The organism is Pseudomonas sp. 3MA1 (assembly GCF_029237275.1).
GTDB classification, from domain to species: Bacteria; Pseudomonadota; Gammaproteobacteria; order Pseudomonadales; family Pseudomonadaceae; genus Aquipseudomonas; species Aquipseudomonas fluorescens_AP.
This window is the reverse complement of record NZ_JAACFX010000006.1, coordinates 157,037-175,539: the sequence shown is the minus strand read 5'-3', so window position 1 is coordinate 175,539 and position 18,503 is coordinate 157,037. Positions and strand designations below refer to the sequence as shown.

Here is an 18,503-nt window from a genome sequence, read left to right as displayed (position 1 = left end):
GATGTACAGTCACCACCATACAGATCAAACGGACAAGGAAAAAACGCCCAATGAAAGCAACCAGCAACAGCGCGGAAGCCGCTGGCCGCGGCTCCCTGGAGAGCTGGCTCAACGCCGCCTACGAGAGCCTCAAGGAATCGGGGGTGGATGCCGTGCGAGTGATGCCGCTGGCGAAGAAGCTCAACCTGTCGCGAACCAGCTTCTACTGGTATTTCCAGGACCGCGAAGCCCTGCTCGAAGCCCTGGTGAACCTGTGGAAGAACAAGAACACCTTGAGCCTGGTATCACAGTCCGAGGCTTATGCCGAATCCATCACCGAGGCGATTCTCAACGTCTTCGACTGCTGGCTGAACAGCGAATTGTTCGACTCGCAGTTCGAGTTCGCGATGCGCAGCTGGGCCCTGCAATCGCCCGAAGTGGCACAGGAAATCCGCCAGGCCGATGCCCAGCGCGTGCAGGCCCTGACACAGATGTTCGACCGTTTCGGTTTCGCCCACGACGCCGCGGTGACCCGTGCGCGCTCGATCTACCTGACGCAGATCGGCTACATCAGCATGAACACCCAGGAACCCATGGCGCAGCGCATGCGCTTCATTCCCGAGTACTTGAAGATCTTCACTGGCGTCGAGCCCCTGCCCCGGGAGCTGGAGCGTTTCTTTCAGCGCAACGGCTTTTCATCGGCCGAATTGCAGCATTGAAGCGAAGCGGATCAATCAAACAGGGCGCGGCCATTGAATGGGCAATCATTGGCCGGCAACCACACTGACGCGCCAACTCATGCGCTGGTCTATCGAGAGGCATCCTCAAGAATCAGGTCGGCGCCCTTCTCCGCCACCATCAGCACCGCCGCGTGGGTGTTGCCGGAGGTGACGTTGGGGAAGATCGAGGCATCGACGATGCGCAGCCCCGCCAGGCCATGCACCTTGAGGCGCTTGTCCACCACCGAGCGCTGCTCGTCGCGGCCCATGGCGCAGGAGCCGCACAGGTGGTAGATCGAGCCGCTGTTCTGGCGAAAGTACTGCAGCATCTGCTCATCGCTGTCCACCGCCGGCCCCGGTAGCACTTCATCCACCGTTATGCTCTTGAGCGCCGGGGCCTGCATGATCTTGCGCAGCAGTCGGCTGCCCTGGATCACCTCGGCAATGTCTTTGTCGGTGCTCAGGTAGTTGGGATCGATCAGCGCCGCATCCCGAGGGTTCTTCGAGGCGATCCGGATGCTGCCGCGACTGGTGGGCCGGCACGGGTTGAAGCACAGCAGGAAACCGGAATACGGCTCGGGCTTGAGGCGGGCCTTGTTGCTCTTGGGGATCTGGTACGACAGCGGGTTGAAGTACAGCTGCAGGTTGGGGTGTTCCTGCCCGGCATCGCCACGGAAGAAGCCGCCGGCCTGGTTGACGCTCATGGCCATTGCGCCCTTGCGGGTCAGCAGGTATTGCAGGCCCAGCTTGAGCTGGCCGAACAGCGAGCTGAGCTGGTCGTTGAGGGTCGGCACATTGGCCTTGTAGTAGTAGCTGACGCACAGGTGGTCCTGCAGGTTCTGCCCCACCGCCGGCAGGTGCCGCACCAGAGGAATCTGGTGCTGGGCCAATAACCCGCGATCACCGACCCCGGACAGTTGCAGGATCTTCGGCGTGTCCACGGCGCCGGCACAGAGGATCACCTCCTTGTTGGCGCTGAAGGTCCGGACCACCCCGTGCTGGGTCACACTGATGCCCGTGGCGCGCTGTTTGTGCTCATCGAACAGCACCCGGTCGACCAGCGCGTAATGCTCGACCTTGAGATTTGGCCGGCTCAGCGCCGGATGCAGATGGGCAAAACTGCTGGAGCAGCGCTGGCCGTTGCGGGTGTTGACGTCGTAGATCCCCGCGCCCTCGAACCTGGCGCCATTGAAATCTTCGCTGCGCGGGTAGCCCAGCTCCTCGCAGCCTTTGAGGAAGGCATCACAGATGGGGTGGGTCTGGCCCTTCATCGGGGTGATGCTGATGGGCCCGCTGGCGCCGTGGTACTGGCTGTCTCCCAGGGGATGATTCTCCAGCTTGCGGAAATACGGCAGCACCTCGTCGAAGCTCCAGCCGTCGTTGCCGTTGGCCGCCCAATCATCGAAATCATGGGCCTGGCCGCGCACGTAGATCATCGCGTTGATCGAGCCGGAGCCACCCTGCACCTTGCCTCGCGGGGCGTAGATCGCCCGGTCGTTGAGCTGCTTCTGCGGCTGGCTGTAGTACATCCAGTTGAAGGTCGGGTTGTAGTACATCTTGGCGAACCCCACCGGGATCTTGAACCAGAACGAGGAGTCCTTGCCGCCCGCTTCCAGCAGCAGGACCGAGTATTGGCCCGAGGCCGAGAGCCGGTTGGCGAGGATGCAGCCGGCAGCGCCGGCGCCAGCGATGATGTAGTCGTATGTCATGCAGGGTTACCGCTCAGATCGTGTTGAAGGCAGCCGTAGCGGCTGCCCATGCCCTGCCCGTCGCCGGGCCGGAAGTGCTCAGCCTTTGGCCGGGGAGCTGTCCTTGATGTCGACCGGACTTGCGGCCATTTGCAGGTGCAGGCGCTGGCCTTGATAGGGCGAGTGTCTGCGCACCACGTCCATGTTCAGCTCCACCCCCAGGCCCGGCTCGCGAGACGGGATGATGTAGCCGTCCTCCCACTGCAAGGGCTGGGTCAGCACTTCGGCGTGGAAGCCGCCCCAGGTCATGATGCTTTCCTGGATCAGGAAGTTCGGCGTGCAGGCCGCCAGCTGGAAGCTCGCCGCCGCGCCAATCGGGCCGTTGTACAGGTGCGGGGCGATCTGCGCGTAGTAGACCTCGGCCATGCTGGCGATCTTCTTCGCCTCCAGCAGGCCGCCGCAGCGCGCCACGTTCATTTGCAGGATCGAGGCACCACCGGCCTGCAGCAGCTTGAAGAACTCGTACTTGGTGGTCAGGCGCTCGCCGGTGGCGATCGGGATGCTGGTCTTGGCCGCCACCTGCGCCATGGCCTGCTCCTGGCCCGGCGGCACCGGCTCCTCGAACCACAGCGGGTCGTATTGCTCCAGGCGCTTGGCCAGGCGTATGGCCGAGGACGGCACCATCTGCCCGTGGGTGCCGAACAGCAGGTCGCAGCGATTGCCCACCGCTTCGCGGATCTTGCGGCAGAAGGTTTCGCAGCGCTCCAGCACTTCCAGGGACAGCTGGTGCCCGGAGTACGCGGTGTAGGGCCCGGCCGGGTCGAATTTGAGCGCGGTGAAGCCCTGGTTCATGTTCTGCACCGCGCATTCGGCGGCCAGGTCCGGGTCGTCGTAGTCGTATTCGCCGCGGCTGTTCTGCGGGTACAGGTAGGTGTAGGAGCGCAGGCGTTCGTGGACCTTGCCCCCCAGCAGCTCGTACACCGGCTTGTTCGCCGCCTTGCCGATGATGTCCCAGCAGGCCATCTCCAGGCCGCTGACCACGCCCATCATGGTCAGGTCCGGACGCTGGGTGAAACCACTGGAATAGGCCTGGCGGAAGAAGCGTTCGATGTGGTGCGGGTCCTGGTCCAGCAGGTAGCGTTGGAACACGTCCTCGATGATCGGCTGCATTGCCTGGGGACCGAAGGTGGCGGCGTAGATCTCGCCCACGCCTTCGATGCCGCAGGCGGTGCGCAGCTTGACGAACAGCCAGTACATGCCGCCGATATGCGGTGGCGGGACAGCGACGATATGGGTTTCAAGGGCGACGATTTTCATCTCAGGCTCCTGTTTGCGAATGCTGCTGGGTGCGGTTGACGCGAGCGCGCAAGGCGATCGCGGCCAGGGTGCCGAGGGCGCCGACCGCGGCGATGTAGCCGAAGTACAGGCGGTAGCCCAAGGCCCCGGGGAAATGTTCGGTGAGATAGCCGTTGATCAGCGGGATAAAGGCGTCCGGCAGGTAGCCCACCACCGAGACGATGCCGATGGCCAGGCCGGTAATGCGCAAGGGGATCCGACAGGTATCGAGGATCGCCCAGTACAGCCCGCGGATGGCGTAGGTCATCAGGCCGATGAAAATCACGGTGGCGATCAACAAGCCCAGGCTGCCCAGGGCCGGGAACAGGATCAGCCCGACGATGCCCAGGGTCGCCAGCAACAGCGCCACGATCAGCACCGAAATATTCGAGAAGCGGTCCCCCAGCCAGCCGCCACCGATGCCACCCAGGGGTCGCATCCACAGTTTGATGGTGGTGATGGTGCCGGCCATCACCGCGGTCATGCCGTTGCCCTGCAGGTAGTCGGAGAAGCTGTAGGTGGCCCAGAAGATGTGGTAGCCGCAGAACACGATGGCGGTCACCAGCCACAGCTCGGGGATCTTCACCAGGGTCGCCAGGTCGCTGAGCAGGTTGAAGCGCCCCTGCTCCACCGGCGCCGTGTCTTGCATGGACTTGGGGTCCTTGAGCAGCACCAGTACGCAGCCGATGGCGATGCAGGTAAAGGAGTACAGGTAGACCACATGCCGGAACCCCTCGGCCGTCGACTCGCCACGGGTCTCGGTGGCCAGGGCGAACAACCCCAGGGCCGGGGTCGCCAGCAAGGCTTCCACCAGGCCACGACCGCCGTCGAGGATGCCAAAGAAACGCCCCTGCTCGTTGTGGCGGGCAATCATCTTCACCCGCTTGAGCACCGAGGCCCAGAAGGTCAGCCCGGTGGTCAGCCCCCAGCAGCCGAAGATGATCATCAGCGACGTCAGTGAGGGCGCAGTGGAGTACCACAGGCCCAGGGCGCCGGTGGCCACCAGGGAGAAGAAGATCAGCAAGCGCGGAGCGATGCGGTCCGCCAGCCAGCCACTGGGCAGGTAGCTGATCAGGAAGATGGTGCCGAGCATGGAGTACAGGTAACCCAGCTCGCTGTGGTTGATGTGCAACACCTCGAGCATGGTGGTCTGGTAGACCTGGCGCAGGTAGAGGATCGGGTAGATCGCCCCGGCGGCCAGCACCAGCAGCATCAGTTGAAAGTAACGACTGCGCTTGTCGCTGTTGTCCAGCGGCAAGGCGGCAGAACCCGGGATAGCGGCCAGATCGGCGGCATTTTTTGACATGACGATGCCCTCGGGCGCCGGTATCCGGCGCCGCTCATTATTATTAGTGGGGCAGCGGCAAGCTTTGAGCTTCAAGCGGCAAGAACGACTGCGCGGCTCTTGCTTGCGGCTGTCTTGATCCAACGACGGCAAGCGGCAGAATCGATTGCACGCTTTTGCTTGGCGCTTGCCGCTTGAAACTTGCAGCTGCCTTAGAAAGGCATGACCACCAGGCGGGTCTGGGTGAACTCGAGCATGCCGTGCTTGCCGTCGTCGCCGCCCAGTCCCGAGCGCTTCCAGCCGGCGTGGTAGCCCTGGTAAGGGTCGGCCGGGGTCCGGTTGACGTACAGCTCGCCGGCCTGGATGGCCCCGGCGACTTTCATCGCGGTGCGGTAGTTTTCGGTGTAGAGCACCGAGGCCAGGCCGAACTGGTGGTCATTGGCCAAGGCCAGGGCTTCATCGATATCCCGGTACTTGAGCACCGGCAGCACCGGGCCGAAGATTTCCTCCTGCACGATCTCCATGTCCTGGCGGCAGTTGCTAAGCAGCGTCGGCGGATAGAAATGCCCCGGCCCCTCGGGCACCACGCCACCGGCTTCGAGCACTGCGCCCTGGGCGAGCGCTCGCTGCACCAGGCCATGTATCGCAACCCGCGAAGCCGCGCTGACCAGAGGCCCCATGCGGCGCGGGTCCTGGCGCCGGTCGCCGAACTGCACGGCGGCGATTTTTTCCTTGAGCAGGGCCAGGAAGCGCTGATGCACGCTTTCATGGACATAGACCCGCTCCACCGCCGTGCACAACTGGCCGCAATGGGTGGTCTTGGACGCGATGATGGCGCTGGCGGCCTGCTCCAGGTCGGCGTCGGGCTCGATGATGGCCGGGGTCTTGCCCCCCAGTTCCAAGGACGGCTTGGCGATATTGGCCTTGCAGTAGTCGAGCACGATACGCCCGGCATTGACGCTGCCGGTCAGGGTGATCATGCCCACTGCCGGGTGGGTACAGACCGTGGCTGCGGTGGCGTGGTCCATGGTCAGGATGTTCACTACACCCGGCGGCAGGTCCGCCTGCTGCACCGCCCGGGCGATTTCAAACGCCGACAGCGGCGTGTTGTTGCTCGGCCGCACCACCACCGTGTTGCCGGCGATCAGCGCCGGCGCCACCTTGCGCAGCAGGGTGTAGACCGGGTAGTTGAACGGGATCAGGCAGGCCACGACGCCAATCGCCTCGCGGTGCAGAAACAGCTTTTCGTCGGGGCTGTCGCTGGGAATGATCTCGCCCTCGATGCGGCGCGCCCATTCCGCGTGATAACGAGTGATCTGCGCGGCGTAGCGGGCCTCGTTGCTGGCATCCGCCAGGCTTTTGCCCGATTCGGCCGCCAGCGCCTGGCCAATGGCCTCGGCCCGCGACTCCAGGGCATCGGCCAATGCCCGCAGGTAGTCAGCGCGCTGGATGCTGGTCAACGCCGCCCACTTTTTCTGTGCCGCGCTGGCGGCGCTCACCGCCCGAGCGGCCTCCTCCTGAGTGGCGGCCGAGACCTGCCCGACCAGGGTTTCGCTGGCCGGATCATAAACCGCGATTGATGCGCTGCTGGCTGGCTTGATGAAGTCGCCGTCAACAAAATTCTGTTCTGTTTGCATGGAGGTTGCCCCGTCGTTGGCAGAGAAATGGCGCAGGCCGCCTGGAGACGATCCAGGCCCGGCAGTCAAAGGGTCTGGCGTGATTCGGCGGGCACAGCGCAGCGATCGACGGACAGGGCAATGGCGTGCAGGCAAGGCCGGCAACCGCGGACAGGGTTACGCAACAGGCCATCGACAAGGACCGGATAAGGCATGGCTGGGCACTCGGGTTGTTGTTATGTGAGTGCCAGCAGTCTTGTCGTCCGGCGCGACAAGGACAAACGATTAATTGTGCCGACTAACATGCAAAAAACGCAGGTTACAGCGCAATGATGAGGGTGGCCCGGCGAATCTCTTCGCTGGCAAGCCCGCTCCTACACAGGTTGTGCATGCGGGCTGTGGTCGGTGTCGGCGTGCCGACGAAGGCGCTCGCCCGGCTCTAGCCCAGGGGTGTGGAGGCTGTGGACGGCTCAAGCTGGCGTTGCGCCAACCAGATTTCCTCTTCGAGCCACTGGCTGAATACCTGCAGTTGCGGCAACGGAGCCTGGGCCGGACGGGTCACCAGCCAGTAGGACTGGTGCCCCTCCACATGCACGTTGTGCACCTGGGTCAACTGCCCCGCGGCCAGCTCCGCCGCCACCATGTGCCAGTCGGCAATGGTGATCCCCAGGCCCTCGGTGGCCGCGCGGATGGCCAGGTCCAGAAGGTCGAATTCATAGCCGCCCTGAGTATCGACCCCGGTGATCCGCGCGGCATCCAGCCAGTGCTTCCAGGTCAGGTAGCGCTGGTCTTCCCGGGCCAATACATGCAACAGGGTCATGCGCTTGAGATCGACGCCCTGCTCCGCCGATTCCCGGGCCAGCAGCGAAGGCGCGCAGACGGCGATGTGCCGCTCCTGAAACAGCAGCGAGCTGTCCAGGCCATCCCACTCACCGTCACCAAAGCGGATCGCGCAATCCAGGGTCGCGGTTTCCGCCAGGCTGTCCTGCAAGCGCGTGGTCAGGCTCAGCTCCAGCTCCGGATGCTGCTCGCGCAGGCGCCCCAGGCGCGGCAGCAGCCAGCGACTGGCGAAGGTCGGCGGCGCATTGAGGTGCAAGCGATTGGTGTGGGATTTCTGCGCGATGCCGCGCAAGGTCAACTCGATCTTGTCGAATGACTGGTGCAGGGCTCGCAGCAATACACGCCCGGCACTGGTCAGTTCCAAGTGATGATGGCGCCGTTGCAGCAGGCTTTCCCCCAACTGCTCCTCCAGTTGCCGGACCTGGCGGCTGACCGCGCTCTGGGTGACGTTGAGCAATTCGGCGGCCCGGGTAAAGCTGCCGGTGCTACCGGCGACCTCGAAGGCCTTGAGCGCATTGAGCGCAGGCATCTTGCGTTTCACGACAGTCTCTCTGTGACCGCTGCAGGAGGCGCAGAGCATCGCATGCCAGCGCAGGTCGAATCTACGGGACTAACATGCGTTTTAGTCATGCGTGGGCGCTGAATAAATCGTTTGTCGAACCGGGGGCGGATAGCAACACTGCAGGCCCATTACAAAAACAACAACGAGTACCGCCCATGCCTCCTTTCCCGCTTGTCTCGATGATCTGAAGCCCTAGCGCTGACCCCCACTTCTCAACGCTTTCACCCTTGGCTGCCGCCCTGGCCGCGGCCGGTTTCCTCGCACCCGACAATAACAATCCGGGAGAAAACCCCATGCTCTACAAACGCTCTGTCCTGCTGTGCAACGTCGCCCTGTTGGGCAGCCTGGCCACCCCCGCTCTGGCCGTGCAGGTCACCGACCACCTGGATCTGGGCGGCGCGGTTCGCGCGCGCTGGGACTACGACCCGGACCGGGATATCCAGACCTTCAACTTCGACACCGCGATCCTGAGCGCCAAGTACAGCTCCGACAGCTGGATCGGCGCCGCCAAATACCGCTTTTACGGCCGCGCCTACCCCTACCGCTACACCGACAAGGTGGGCGACATCGCCTTTGCCGAGAGCGCCTGGATCGGCTACCGGTTCAACCCCGAACAGCAAGTGCAGGTCGGTCTGAACCAGATTCCCTTCGGCCTGCAACCCTATTTCGGCAGCACCTTCTTCGAAACCCTGGGCAACGTGGTGGGCCTGGAGGACATCGAGCAGATCGGTGCCAAGTACATCCAGCAGCACGGCGACTGGAACCTCCAGGCCGGCTACTACCTGCGCCCGGCCTGGCAAGGCAAGGGCACCAGCAACGGCCGCACCTATTCCAGCGTGGTGTCTTCGGCCGACAGCTACGTGGCCGACGGCAGCGACAACCGCGAACGCAACACCCTGGTGCTGCGGGTGGCGCGGGCCGTGCAACTGGGCGACTGGGCATCGGAAGTCGGCGTCTCGGGCCTGACCTCGACCCTGAAAAACAACGACACCCACAACGACGGCAGGCGCAATGCCCTGGCCGTCCACTACCGGGGTAAGAACGGCCCGTGGGGCGTGCAATTGCAGGCGGCGCGCCAGCAGATGTCGCCACGCAATCCAGGCACCGATGAGCTGATAACCCTGGGCGGCTACGACGGCACCTTCAACGTCGCCAGCCGCGGCAACCTATATGTCGCCGACCTGAGCTACGACGTCGACGGCAAGTACCTGTTCGACCAGGTCAGCGGGGTCAAGCTGTACGCCAACTACAGCGCCTTCGACAAATCGGCCAGCGCCTATAAAACCTCCCAGCGGATGATCCTCGGCAGCTCGTTCTCCCTGAGCAAGCTGTGGATCGCTACCGAATGGCTGTTCGGCAAGAACGATCCGTACATCGGCGGCAGCAGTTATGCCCAGAGCCTGGGAGCCGGTGGCAGCAACCAATGGGAAAACCAGCTGTATGTGAATATCGGCTACTACTTCTGAATCCTTGCCGGCCCTTTCGCTGGCCGGGCTAGCGGGGAGACTCTGTAGGAGCCGGCTTGCCGGCGAAGGCGATCTCGCGGTCCTCTTGGCGGGCAAGCCAACCTCCGCAAAGGGCGCCTACAGGCTAAGATGGGCGCCCTAGATGAAGTGCCCTACAACAACAATAAACCTGCCCCGCCACTTCCAGCGCTCAGCCCGCCAGACGCGGATCGCTGCTGTCTGGCGCCAGGTGCGGAGTCTGCCCGCCATGCGCCAACTGCCCTCCCTGAACATGCTCCGGGTCTTCGAGGAAGTCGCCCACCACCGCAGCTTCAGCCAGGCCGCTGTGGTACTCAACGTCACCCAGGGCGCGGTCAGCCGACAGATCAAGCAACTGGAGGACTACCTCGGCGTGGCGCTGTTCAGCCGCTCCCCTCAAGGGCTGACGCTGACCGAAGCCGGCACGGCCCTGGCGCCGCAACTGGGCCTGGCCTTCAATCACATCGAGCGCGCCCTGCAAGCCCTGCGCGTGCCCAATCTGCGGCAACGCCTGCGCATCGTCGCGCCGCCGACCTGGGCCACCCGCTGGCTGTCGGCGCAGTTGCGGGACTTCTGCCAGCGCTACCCGGATATCAGCCTCAGCGTGACCCAGCACAACAACCATGACAGCCCGGCCGAAGTCGATTGCGAAATCCGCTTCGGCCTGCAGGCCGCCGCTCATTGCCAGAGCCAGCTGCTGGTGATGGAGCGGCATATCGCCGTGGCCAGCCCGGAGCTGTTCAGCGCCGGCCGGGCGCCGGACCTTCAGCGCTTTGCTCTGCTGCACATCCTGCATGACGGCAAGCGTTTGCCGGTCTGGGAGAACTGGCTGGCGGCCATGGGCCGCGACGATGTCGACGCCCGGGCGGGTCTGGAGTTCAGCACCCTGGACCAGGTGATCCACACGGCCCTGGCCGGTGGCGGGCTGGCGGTGATCGACCGGCAGATGATCGAGGGGGAACTGGCGGATGGACGCCTGCTGCCGATCACCCCGGTGGAGGTGATCGGCCCATATGGCTACTGGCTGGACGTGCCGAATGGCAAACAGGGGCTGTCCAAAGTGCAGCTGTTCACCCAATGGCTGGGGCGGGTGAGCAACCCCTGACGGCGCGTGGTTTCTACGAGGATGCAGGGCGATATCAGATCGGCGAGGCGACCTTCGGCAGGTCGTTCTGGCTGCCGCCAACGGTGCTGGCGCTGCACGCCTGACTCAAGGTCAGGGACTTGGTTTCTGGCGCCCAGGCCCAGGAAATCAGCGCCCCCAGGGCCAGGATCCCGGCGAGGATGCCCATGGTCGGGCTGAGGCCGATCCCGGCCACGCTCACCGGCAGCAGGAAGGTGCTGATGGCCGAGCCCAGGCGACTCACCGCGGTGGCCAGGCCAATGCCGCTGGCGCGCACTTCGGTGGGAAAACTCTCCGCGGGAAACACCCCCACCAGGTTGCTCACCGCCGACAGCACCAGGGTGAACACCCCGAACAGCAACACCATCAGCCACGCCGCGCTGCCCGGCAATACCGCCAGCAGCAACAGTGCCACCGCCAGGATGATGAAGGAGTTGATCAGGAACCCCCGGCGGGAAAACTTCACCGTGCACCCGATACCAATCAGCGCACCGATGATCAGCAGCAGGTTGAGCATCAGCTCGGTGCCGAAGCCCTCGGCCAGGCCCATCTTCTGCAGAATCGACGGCAGGAAGGTGTAGATGGCGAAATACGGCATGACAATGCACACGAAGAACAGGCAGTTGAACGCGGTGCGCTTGCGGTATTCGCGGCTGAACAGCACGGCGTAGCCGGAGCGGCCCTGGCCGCTGGGTTGCTCGTCCAGCACCACGTTGGCTCCCAGGTGTTTGTGCACGATGGCCCGGGCCTCGGCAATGCGCCCGCGGTTGATCAGCCAGCGTGGCGATTCCGGGGTGCCGATGCGCGCCAACAGGATCAGCCCGGCGGGAATCGCCGAGGACGCCAGCATCCAGCGCCAGGCATCGTCGCCGAGGCTGAGCATGGCGGTGCCGACGAAGGTCGCGGCGACATAGCCGAAGGTCCAGATCACGCTGAACGAACCCAGCAGCACGCCTCGCTGCTTCTTCGGCGCGAACTCGGCGAGCATCGCATGGCCAACACTGAAATCGCCGCCCAGGCCGATGCCGATCAGCACCCGGCAGGCAAACAGGCCCATGGCCGTCTCGGCATAGAACTGCATCACCGAGGCCAGGGTGATCAGCACGAAGCTGACCAGGAAGATCTTCTGCCGCCCCAGGTGATCGGAGATCCAGCCGAAGAACAGGCTGCCGATAAACAGCCCCATCAGCGCCGAAGCACCAATCAGGCCCTGCCACAACGCATCCAGCTGCATCTGCGGACTCAGCAGGGTGAACGCGATGCCGATCAGGCCGAGGATATAGCCGTCGGTGAAGTGCGCGCCGAAGGTCAGGCCGGCGATTTTCAGGTGGAACCGGCCAATGGGCAGGTCATCGATCTTGACGGTTGCAGTGCTCATGTTCGTCTCCATTTATTGTTCTTGGATAAGAGATGAATCGAATCACGCAGGAGCCGGCCTGCTGGCAAGCCAGCGCCTGCATTGGAGGGTGTGAGGGCTAGAGGCCGCCCATCAGCAGGTATTTGATCTCCAGGTAATCGTCCAGGCCGTACCTGGAACCTTCGCGGCCGAGGCCCGATTCCTTGATCCCGCCAAAGGGCGCCACTTCGGTGGAAATGATGCCTTCGTTGATGCCCACCATCCCTGCCTCCAGGCCCTCGGCCATGCGCCAGACCCGGCCGATGTCGCGACTGTAGAAGTAGGCCGACAAGCCATATGGCGTGTCGTTGGCCCGCTGCAGCACCTCGGCTTCGTCCTTGAAACGAAAGCAGGCCGCCACTGGGCCGAAGGTTTCTTCCTCGGCGATCCGCATCTGGTCGCTGGCCTCGGTAAGGATGGTCGGCTCGTAGAAGGTCCCGCCCAGGGCGTGGCGACGACCGCCGCAGAGCAGCCGGGCGCCCTTCTCCAGCGCATCGCCGACATGCGCCTCGACCTTGGCCAGGGCCGCCGCGTTGATCAGCGGGCCCTGCTCGGTATCGCCATCCAGGGCACTGCCGACCCGCAGCGCGGCAACCGCCTCGGCCAGCCGGGTGGTGAACGCCTCATACACGCCATCCTGGATAAAGAAGCGGTTGACGCAGACGCAGGTCTGCCCGGTGTTGCGAAACTTCGAGGCCATGGCGCCCTTGACCGCGGCGTCCAGGTCGGCGTCATCGAAGACAATGAACGGGGCGTTGCCTCCCAGTTCCAGGGAGACTTTTTTCAGGGTGTCGGCGGCCTGACGCATCAGCAGCTTGCCGGTGCCGGTGGAGCCGGTGAACGACAGCTTGCGCACCACACTCGAAGCCTGCAGCGCCTGGCCAATGGCGGGCGCATCGCCGGAGACGATGTTCAGTACCCCGGCCGGGATCCCCGCCTGCTCTGCCAGCACCCCGAGGGCGAAGGCCGATAGCGGGGTTTCTTCCGAAGGCTTGAGGATCATCGTGCAGCCGGCGGCCAGGGCCGGGCCGACCTTGCGCGTGACCATGGCCAGGGGGAAGTTCCACGGGGTGATCGCCGCGACCACGCCGATGGCTTGCTTGGTCACGATGATTCGCGCGTCAGCCTTGTGGCTGGGGATCACATCACCGTAGGCACGCTTGGCCTCCTCAGCGAACCACTCCAGAAAGCTCGCGGCATACACCACCTCGCCCATGGCTTCGGCTAGGGGCTTGCCCTGTTCGCGACTGAGCAAGGTGGCCAGTTCGCGCTGCTGGGCCAGCATCAGTTCGCTCCAGCGCTTGAGCCGCTGACTGCGCTCCTTGGCGGTGAGTGCGCGCCAGGCCGGCAGCGCGCGCTGGGCGGCGGCGATGGCCAGGCGGGTTTCCTCGGCGCCGGCCTTTTGCACCTGGGTGATCAACTCGCCATTGGCCGGGTTGTACACCGGGTAGCTGGGGCCGCCGCTGGACCAGTGGCCATCGATGAAATGGCCGCTACGGATCAATGCGCTCATGCCAGTGCCTCGCTCAGGGAAAAGCGCTCCAGCCCCGGACGGGCCACGCGCAGGATACGTTTGCCGGCGGTGTAGTCGTTGATCACATCGCAGGGGGTGTAGTTGCGCTCCAGCTCGTGCAGCTCCTCGGCATCCAGGGTGGTCTCCAGGGCCGCCAGGGCGCTGTCGAACTGCGCGGTGGTGTCGGCGCCCACCAGCATGCAATCGACCCCGGCGTGCCTGAGCACCCAGGCCTGGGCCACCTGGGCATTACTCAGACCGCGGGCGCGGGCCACGCGCTGTACCGAGCGGGCAATCTGCAACGAGGCCTCATCGCTGTACATCTGTTGGGTAAAGAAGTCGGTCTGGTTGCGGGTCGACTGCACATCGCCGGTGAGCAAGCCCCGGGCCAGCGGGCTGAACACCGAGATGCCCAGGCCCTGGTCACGGCAGAACGGGATCATCTCGCGCTCTTCCTCGCGGTAGGCGCAGTTCAGTTGCAATTGCATGTTGATCGGCTTGACCCAGCCATGGCGCTCGCAGGCCATGAGCAGCTTCGCCAGTTGCCCGGTGAGCATGGTGGAGACGCCGATGTAGCGAGCCTTGCCGGCACGGACGATGTCGTCCAGCGCCTGCATGGTTTCTTCCACCGGGGTGTTCACATCGAAGTAATGCAGCATGAACACATCGACGTAATCCATGCCCAGGCGCTTGAGCGAGGCATCGATGCTGTCGAGGATATGTTTGCGCGAATGACCGCTGGCATTGATCCCGCTGCGGGTGCCGTAGCCGACCTTGGTGGTGATCACCAGGTCCTCGCGGCGTGCCAGGCGCTTGACGATGCGCCCCACCACCTCTTCGCCGACGCCGGCGGAATAGAAGTCCGCCAGGTCGATGAAATTCACCCCGTGGTCCAGGGCATGGGCGACGATGGGCTCGCTCTGTTTTTCATCGAAGATCCAGGGTTTCCAGTCCGGGGTGCCCATGTTCATGGTGCCCAGGCACAGGCGCGAGACTTGCAGGCCGGAGTGGCCCAAACGAATGTATTGCATGCTGCGCTCCTCAGGCCTTGGGGGTATAGAACGGGTTGCTGATCTGGTTCACCACATCCGCCAGCTGGGCCCGCTCGGGCTTGCCGGCCAGGGCCGCGCGGATCGCCGTGCGGCAGGCGTTGTAGTTGTTGAGGTAGACCGCGTCCAGATCATCGCAGTGCGGGTTGACCCAGTTGGCGGTGACGATCGCCCACTGGTCTTCGGCTTCGGCTGGCAAGGTGCCGTCCAGCAGCGCTTCGAGCACCGCCTTGGCAATACCGGCCTGGGAGGCGCCCCAGGTGGCGTTGCCGTGCAGTTCACCGGCAATCGCCGCCTTGTTCACGTACAGGGTCATGGGCTTGACCGGCAGGTTGGGCTGGGCAATCACCATGAACGGGCAATGGCCCTGGCTCGGCGAGGCCAGGCTATTGGCGAAGGCCTGGCCGGCAGGACCGTTGCGCGGCCCGATTAGGATGTTGATATGGGCTGCATTGACGCCAGGGCCTTCGAAGCCCTCGCCGATATAGAGGTCGAGTGGTTGCATGGGTGTTTACTCTTTGAGGACACAAGGAAAGAAATGACGCGGGATCGGCAGTGCCGCTCCCGCTACGTTTCGTTAGTCGGGTTCAAAGAGCGCGAGCGAGGAAGGCTGCAGAGATGGCCCTGCAAGTGAAGGGTAAGGGACTGAGTCATGGCGCAAACGCTCTTTGTTGTTATCGATGAGCTGTGTTTGCGCTGTTTTAGCACCGGGCTGGCGGGGCCCCGTAACCATTAAAAGTCATGCGGCCATGAACTTTTGTCATAGCCGCCGATCTGTGGCGCATGGGTTCGCCGGAGAGAACATGGATCCAGCCACGCTCAAGGTTGCGAATCGCCTCCGGCGGCGTCGCGCATCAACCTCAGCAACGCCTGAAGCGGATGCGCAACAGACTGGCCGTCCTGGCGCTTGACCTGGCTTCGGCACGAGTAGCCATCCGCCAGCAGGCGCCCGTCTCCATTGAGACGGGCCACCAAGGGACCCCAGGACTGGCGATAAATGACCTCCGAGGTCCCGGCGTTCTGGGTTTCGTGGCCGTAGGTTCCGGACATCCCACAGCAGCCGCTGGCTGGCACCTGCAACTTCAGGCCGACTCGCGCAAAAATCGTCTGCCACAGCGCCACGCTGCCCGGCTCGTTGGTTTTCTCGGTGCAGTGCGGCACAAAGTGGTAAGTCTCCTGGCCCGCGCCCAGCGCTGACGGCGCCAGTACCTGGGCCAGCCATTCCTGCGGCAGCAGCACGCTCGGGGCCTGATCCTGCCCCAGGGTCTTGGCGTACTCCTGCCGATAAACCAGGGTCATCGCCGGATCAAGACCCACCAATGGAATCTGATAGCGGTGCAGCTCGCGCAGCGTTCGGCCGTTGTAATGCGCAGCCTTTTCGAAGGCTTTCAAAAAGCCCTGGACCTGCAGCGGCTTGCCATTGGCCGCAAACGGCGCGATGTACACCTCAAACCCCAGCCTGGCAATCAATTCGATCCAATCGGCCAGCAGCGGTGTTTCGAAGTAACGGGTAAAGGCGTCCTGCACAAGAATCACGCTGCGAGCCCGTTGCGCCTCGTCCATCACCTCAAGCAGCGCCGGCGAGGCCACGCGCACGTTCCACCGACGGCAAACCTCATCAAAATCCAGCAGGCTCAGCAGCGGGCTGTCGATCATTCCGGCCACCCGCCGCAGCAACGCCCCCACCATCCGCGAGCCGATGATCCCGTTGTACAAACGCGGCACGCGGGCGAAATGGGGAATGGTGTACTCCAGGGAACCGATGAGGTAATCCTTCAGCGGGCGCAGATAGCGGCTGTGGTACAGCTGCAAGAACCGCGAGCGAAAGTCCGGCACATTGACTTTCACCGGGCACTGCCCCGCACAGGATTTGCAGGCGAGGCACCCGGCCATCGCCTCGTAGACCTCGTGGGAAAAGTCTTTCTGGCCCAGCTTCCGCGCCAGCGTATTGAGCGCACGCCTGGGCAGGCCAAGCAGCGCGGACCTGGACGAGAGAGCCACTTCCAGCACATCGACACCTTGCTGGCCCTGCAAGCGCAGCCACTCCCGCACCAGCGACGCGCGCCCCTTGGGCGAGTGCAGTCTATTGCGGGTGCCTTTCCAGGACGGACACATGGCGTCATCGGGGTCGAAGTTGTAGCAGGCGCCATTGCCGTTGCAATGCACGGCGGCGTCGTAGTGCGACCAGACCCGCTCATCGATGGTGCGATCAAGCTCGCCGCGCAACCGGACCTCATCCACCCGGGTCAAGCGGGCCTCGGGCAGCGTGTTGGGCGTGGCGATCTTGCCCGGGTTGAGTTGGTTGTGCGGGTCAAAAGCCGCCTTGAGTTCCTGCAGGGCCGGATAGAGTTCGCCGAAGTAATCGGGCACGTATTGCGAGCGCAAGCCTTTGCCGTGCTCGCCCCAGAGCAAGCCGCCGTGCTTGTGCGTGAGCTCGGCGACGGCGTCGGAAATGGGCCGGATCAGGGCCGCCTGGGCGGGGTCTTTCATGTCCAGGATCGGCCGCACATGCAGGACCCCGGCGTCCACGTGACCGAACATGCCATATTCCAGGCCATGGCTATCGAGCAACTCGCGGAACTGCGCAATGAAATCAGCCAGGTGCTCGGGAGGAACGGCGGTATCTTCCACGAACGGCTGGGGCCGGGCGGAGCCTTTGACATTGCCCAGCAGCCCCACGGCCCGCTTGCGCATCGCGTAGACCCGCTGCACGGCCTGGGCGCCGACGGCCAGGGTGTGCCCCAATCGCACCACGCGGGTGTCACGCTGCAGGTGCAGGACAAATTCATCCACGCGTTGCAGCAAGGCCGCCTCGTCGTCGCCGCTGAACTCAACCAGGTTGATGCCCAGGGTCGACACCTCGGGGTCTTGGGGAAAGTACTCGGCGACGCCGTGCCAGACGATGTCGTTCATCGCCAGCCCGAGGACCTTGGAATCCACCGTCTCGATGGACAGCGGTTTGAGCTGCATCAACGCCTTGGCGTCGCGCAACGCATCCATGAAGCCTGCATACCGCACATTGACCAGGATCGAGTACCGGGGGACCGGCAGCACATTGAGCGTGGCTTCCACAATGAAACCCAGCGAGCCTTCGGAGCCGCACAGGACACTGTTCAGATTGAATCGCGCGTTGGGCTCCTGCAGATGCGCCAGGTCGTAGCCCGTCAGGCAACGGTTCAGCTTGGGAAAGGTGTGTTCGATCAGCTCGGCGTATTGCTCCACGATCTGCGATGCACAGCGATGGATCGCGCCCACCTTGTCTTCGCGACGGGCCTGTGCCTGCCACTGCTCAGGCTCCAGGGGCGCACTGTCGAGCCGCTCGCCACCGATGAGAATGGTCGACAGCGCCAGGACATGATCACGGGTCTTGCCATAGGTGCAGCTGCCCTGGCCGCTTGCGTCGGTATTGATCATGCCGCCGATGGTGGCGCGGTTCGACGTCGACAGCTCCGGCGCGAAAAACAGTCCATGGGCTTTCAACGCCGCGTTGAGCTGGTCTTTGACCACGCCGCTTTGCACCCGCACCCAGCGCTCCTCGACGTTGATCTCAAGGATGCCGTTCATGTGGCGCGACAAGTCGACCACGATCCCGCTGGTCAACGATTGACCATTGGTGCCGGTTCCTCCGCCCCGCGGCGTGAGTACCACCGAGCTGAATGGCGCCAGCACCACGAGGCGGGCCAACAGCTGAACATCCTGCACATTGCGCGGAAACACCGCGGCTTGCGGCAGGCGCTGATAGATCGAGTTGTCGGTTGCCAGCACGGTCCTGAGCCCATGATCGCGAGCGATTTCTCCCTGGAAACCTTCCTGTTCCAGGCGCGCCAGGAACAACTCGCAGGCTGGGTTTTTGACTTCATGGGGAGACAACCGGGCAATCATGCTGGAATTCCTACTGGCGATACCGCTAATCT

The 18,503-nt window shown here is 64.0% G+C and carries 13 protein-coding genes; 3 read left to right on the top strand and 10 right to left on the bottom strand.

Annotation, left to right across the window (positions count from 1 at the left end):
- The first annotated feature begins 50 nt into the window (after nt 1-50).
- Complete coding sequence (locus GWQ44_RS18130) at nt 51-698, top strand: TetR/AcrR family transcriptional regulator (protein ID WP_275927940.1); 648 nt, start codon at nt 51-53, stop codon at nt 696-698.
- Nucleotides 699-787: 89 nt separating this feature from the next.
- Here the strand turns inward: GWQ44_RS18130 and GWQ44_RS18125 are convergent, their stop codons facing one another.
- From GWQ44_RS18125 to GWQ44_RS18105, 5 genes are all read right to left on the bottom strand, one after another.
- Nucleotides 788-2,407 (bottom strand): GMC family oxidoreductase N-terminal domain-containing protein, encoded by a 1,620-nt coding sequence (locus GWQ44_RS18125; RefSeq protein WP_275927939.1) that lies wholly within the window; start codon nt 2,405-2,407, stop codon nt 788-790.
- Nucleotides 2,408-2,485: 78 nt separating this feature from the next.
- Nucleotides 2,486-3,703, bottom strand: a complete 1,218-nt coding sequence (locus GWQ44_RS18120; protein WP_103739865.1) for a mandelate racemase/muconate lactonizing enzyme family protein — start codon at nt 3,701-3,703, stop codon at nt 2,486-2,488.
- 1 nt (nt 3,704) lies between these two features.
- Nucleotides 3,705-5,027, bottom strand: a complete 1,323-nt coding sequence (locus tag GWQ44_RS18115; RefSeq protein ID WP_275927938.1) for an MFS transporter — start codon at nt 5,025-5,027, stop codon at nt 3,705-3,707.
- A 191-nt stretch (nt 5,028-5,218) separates the two neighbouring features.
- Nucleotides 5,219-6,643, bottom strand: coding sequence for an aldehyde dehydrogenase (aldA, locus tag GWQ44_RS18110; protein ID WP_275927937.1), 1,425 nt, complete (start codon nt 6,641-6,643; stop codon nt 5,219-5,221).
- A 418-nt stretch (nt 6,644-7,061) separates the two neighbouring features.
- Complete coding sequence (locus GWQ44_RS18105; RefSeq protein WP_047304941.1) at nt 7,062-8,003, bottom strand: LysR substrate-binding domain-containing protein; 942 nt, start codon at nt 8,001-8,003, stop codon at nt 7,062-7,064.
- A gap of 314 nt (nt 8,004-8,317) precedes the next feature.
- On the opposite strand from GWQ44_RS18105, the gene GWQ44_RS18100 reads away from it, so the two are divergent.
- The gene (locus GWQ44_RS18100) at nt 8,318-9,490 is read left to right on the top strand and encodes a hypothetical protein (RefSeq protein WP_047304942.1); all 1,173 of its coding nucleotides are present in this window, start codon (nt 8,318-8,320) and stop codon (nt 9,488-9,490) included.
- 247 nt (nt 9,491-9,737) lie between these two features.
- The gene (locus tag GWQ44_RS18095; RefSeq protein ID WP_275927936.1) at nt 9,738-10,613 is read left to right on the top strand and encodes a LysR substrate-binding domain-containing protein; all 876 of its coding nucleotides are present in this window, start codon (nt 9,738-9,740) and stop codon (nt 10,611-10,613) included.
- Between the two features lie 34 nt (nt 10,614-10,647).
- Here GWQ44_RS18095 and GWQ44_RS18090 read toward each other — a convergent pair whose 3' ends face one another.
- The 5 genes from GWQ44_RS18090 to GWQ44_RS18070 form a co-directional block, all read right to left on the bottom strand.
- Nucleotides 10,648-12,009, bottom strand: a complete 1,362-nt coding sequence (locus tag GWQ44_RS18090) for an MFS transporter (protein WP_047304944.1) — start codon at nt 12,007-12,009, stop codon at nt 10,648-10,650.
- Nucleotides 12,010-12,106: 97 nt separating this feature from the next.
- Nucleotides 12,107-13,540: an NAD-dependent succinate-semialdehyde dehydrogenase gene (locus tag GWQ44_RS18085; protein WP_047304945.1), complete on the bottom strand. Its 1,434-nt coding sequence runs from the start codon at nt 13,538-13,540 to the stop codon at nt 12,107-12,109.
- The gene (locus GWQ44_RS18080; RefSeq protein WP_275927935.1) at nt 13,537-14,571 is read right to left on the bottom strand and encodes an aldo/keto reductase; all 1,035 of its coding nucleotides are present in this window, start codon (nt 14,569-14,571) and stop codon (nt 13,537-13,539) included. Before GWQ44_RS18080 ends, GWQ44_RS18085 begins: the two co-directional genes overlap by 4 nt.
- Nucleotides 14,572-14,581: 10 nt before the next feature.
- Entirely contained in the window at nt 14,582-15,094 is a 513-nt protein-coding gene (fae, locus tag GWQ44_RS18075) for a formaldehyde-activating enzyme (RefSeq protein ID WP_275927934.1), read from the bottom strand.
- 314 nt (nt 15,095-15,408) lie between these two features.
- Nucleotides 15,409-18,471, bottom strand: coding sequence for an FAD-binding and (Fe-S)-binding domain-containing protein (locus tag GWQ44_RS18070; RefSeq protein ID WP_275927933.1), 3,063 nt, complete (start codon nt 18,469-18,471; stop codon nt 15,409-15,411).
- Between the last annotated feature and the right edge of the window lie 32 nt (nt 18,472-18,503).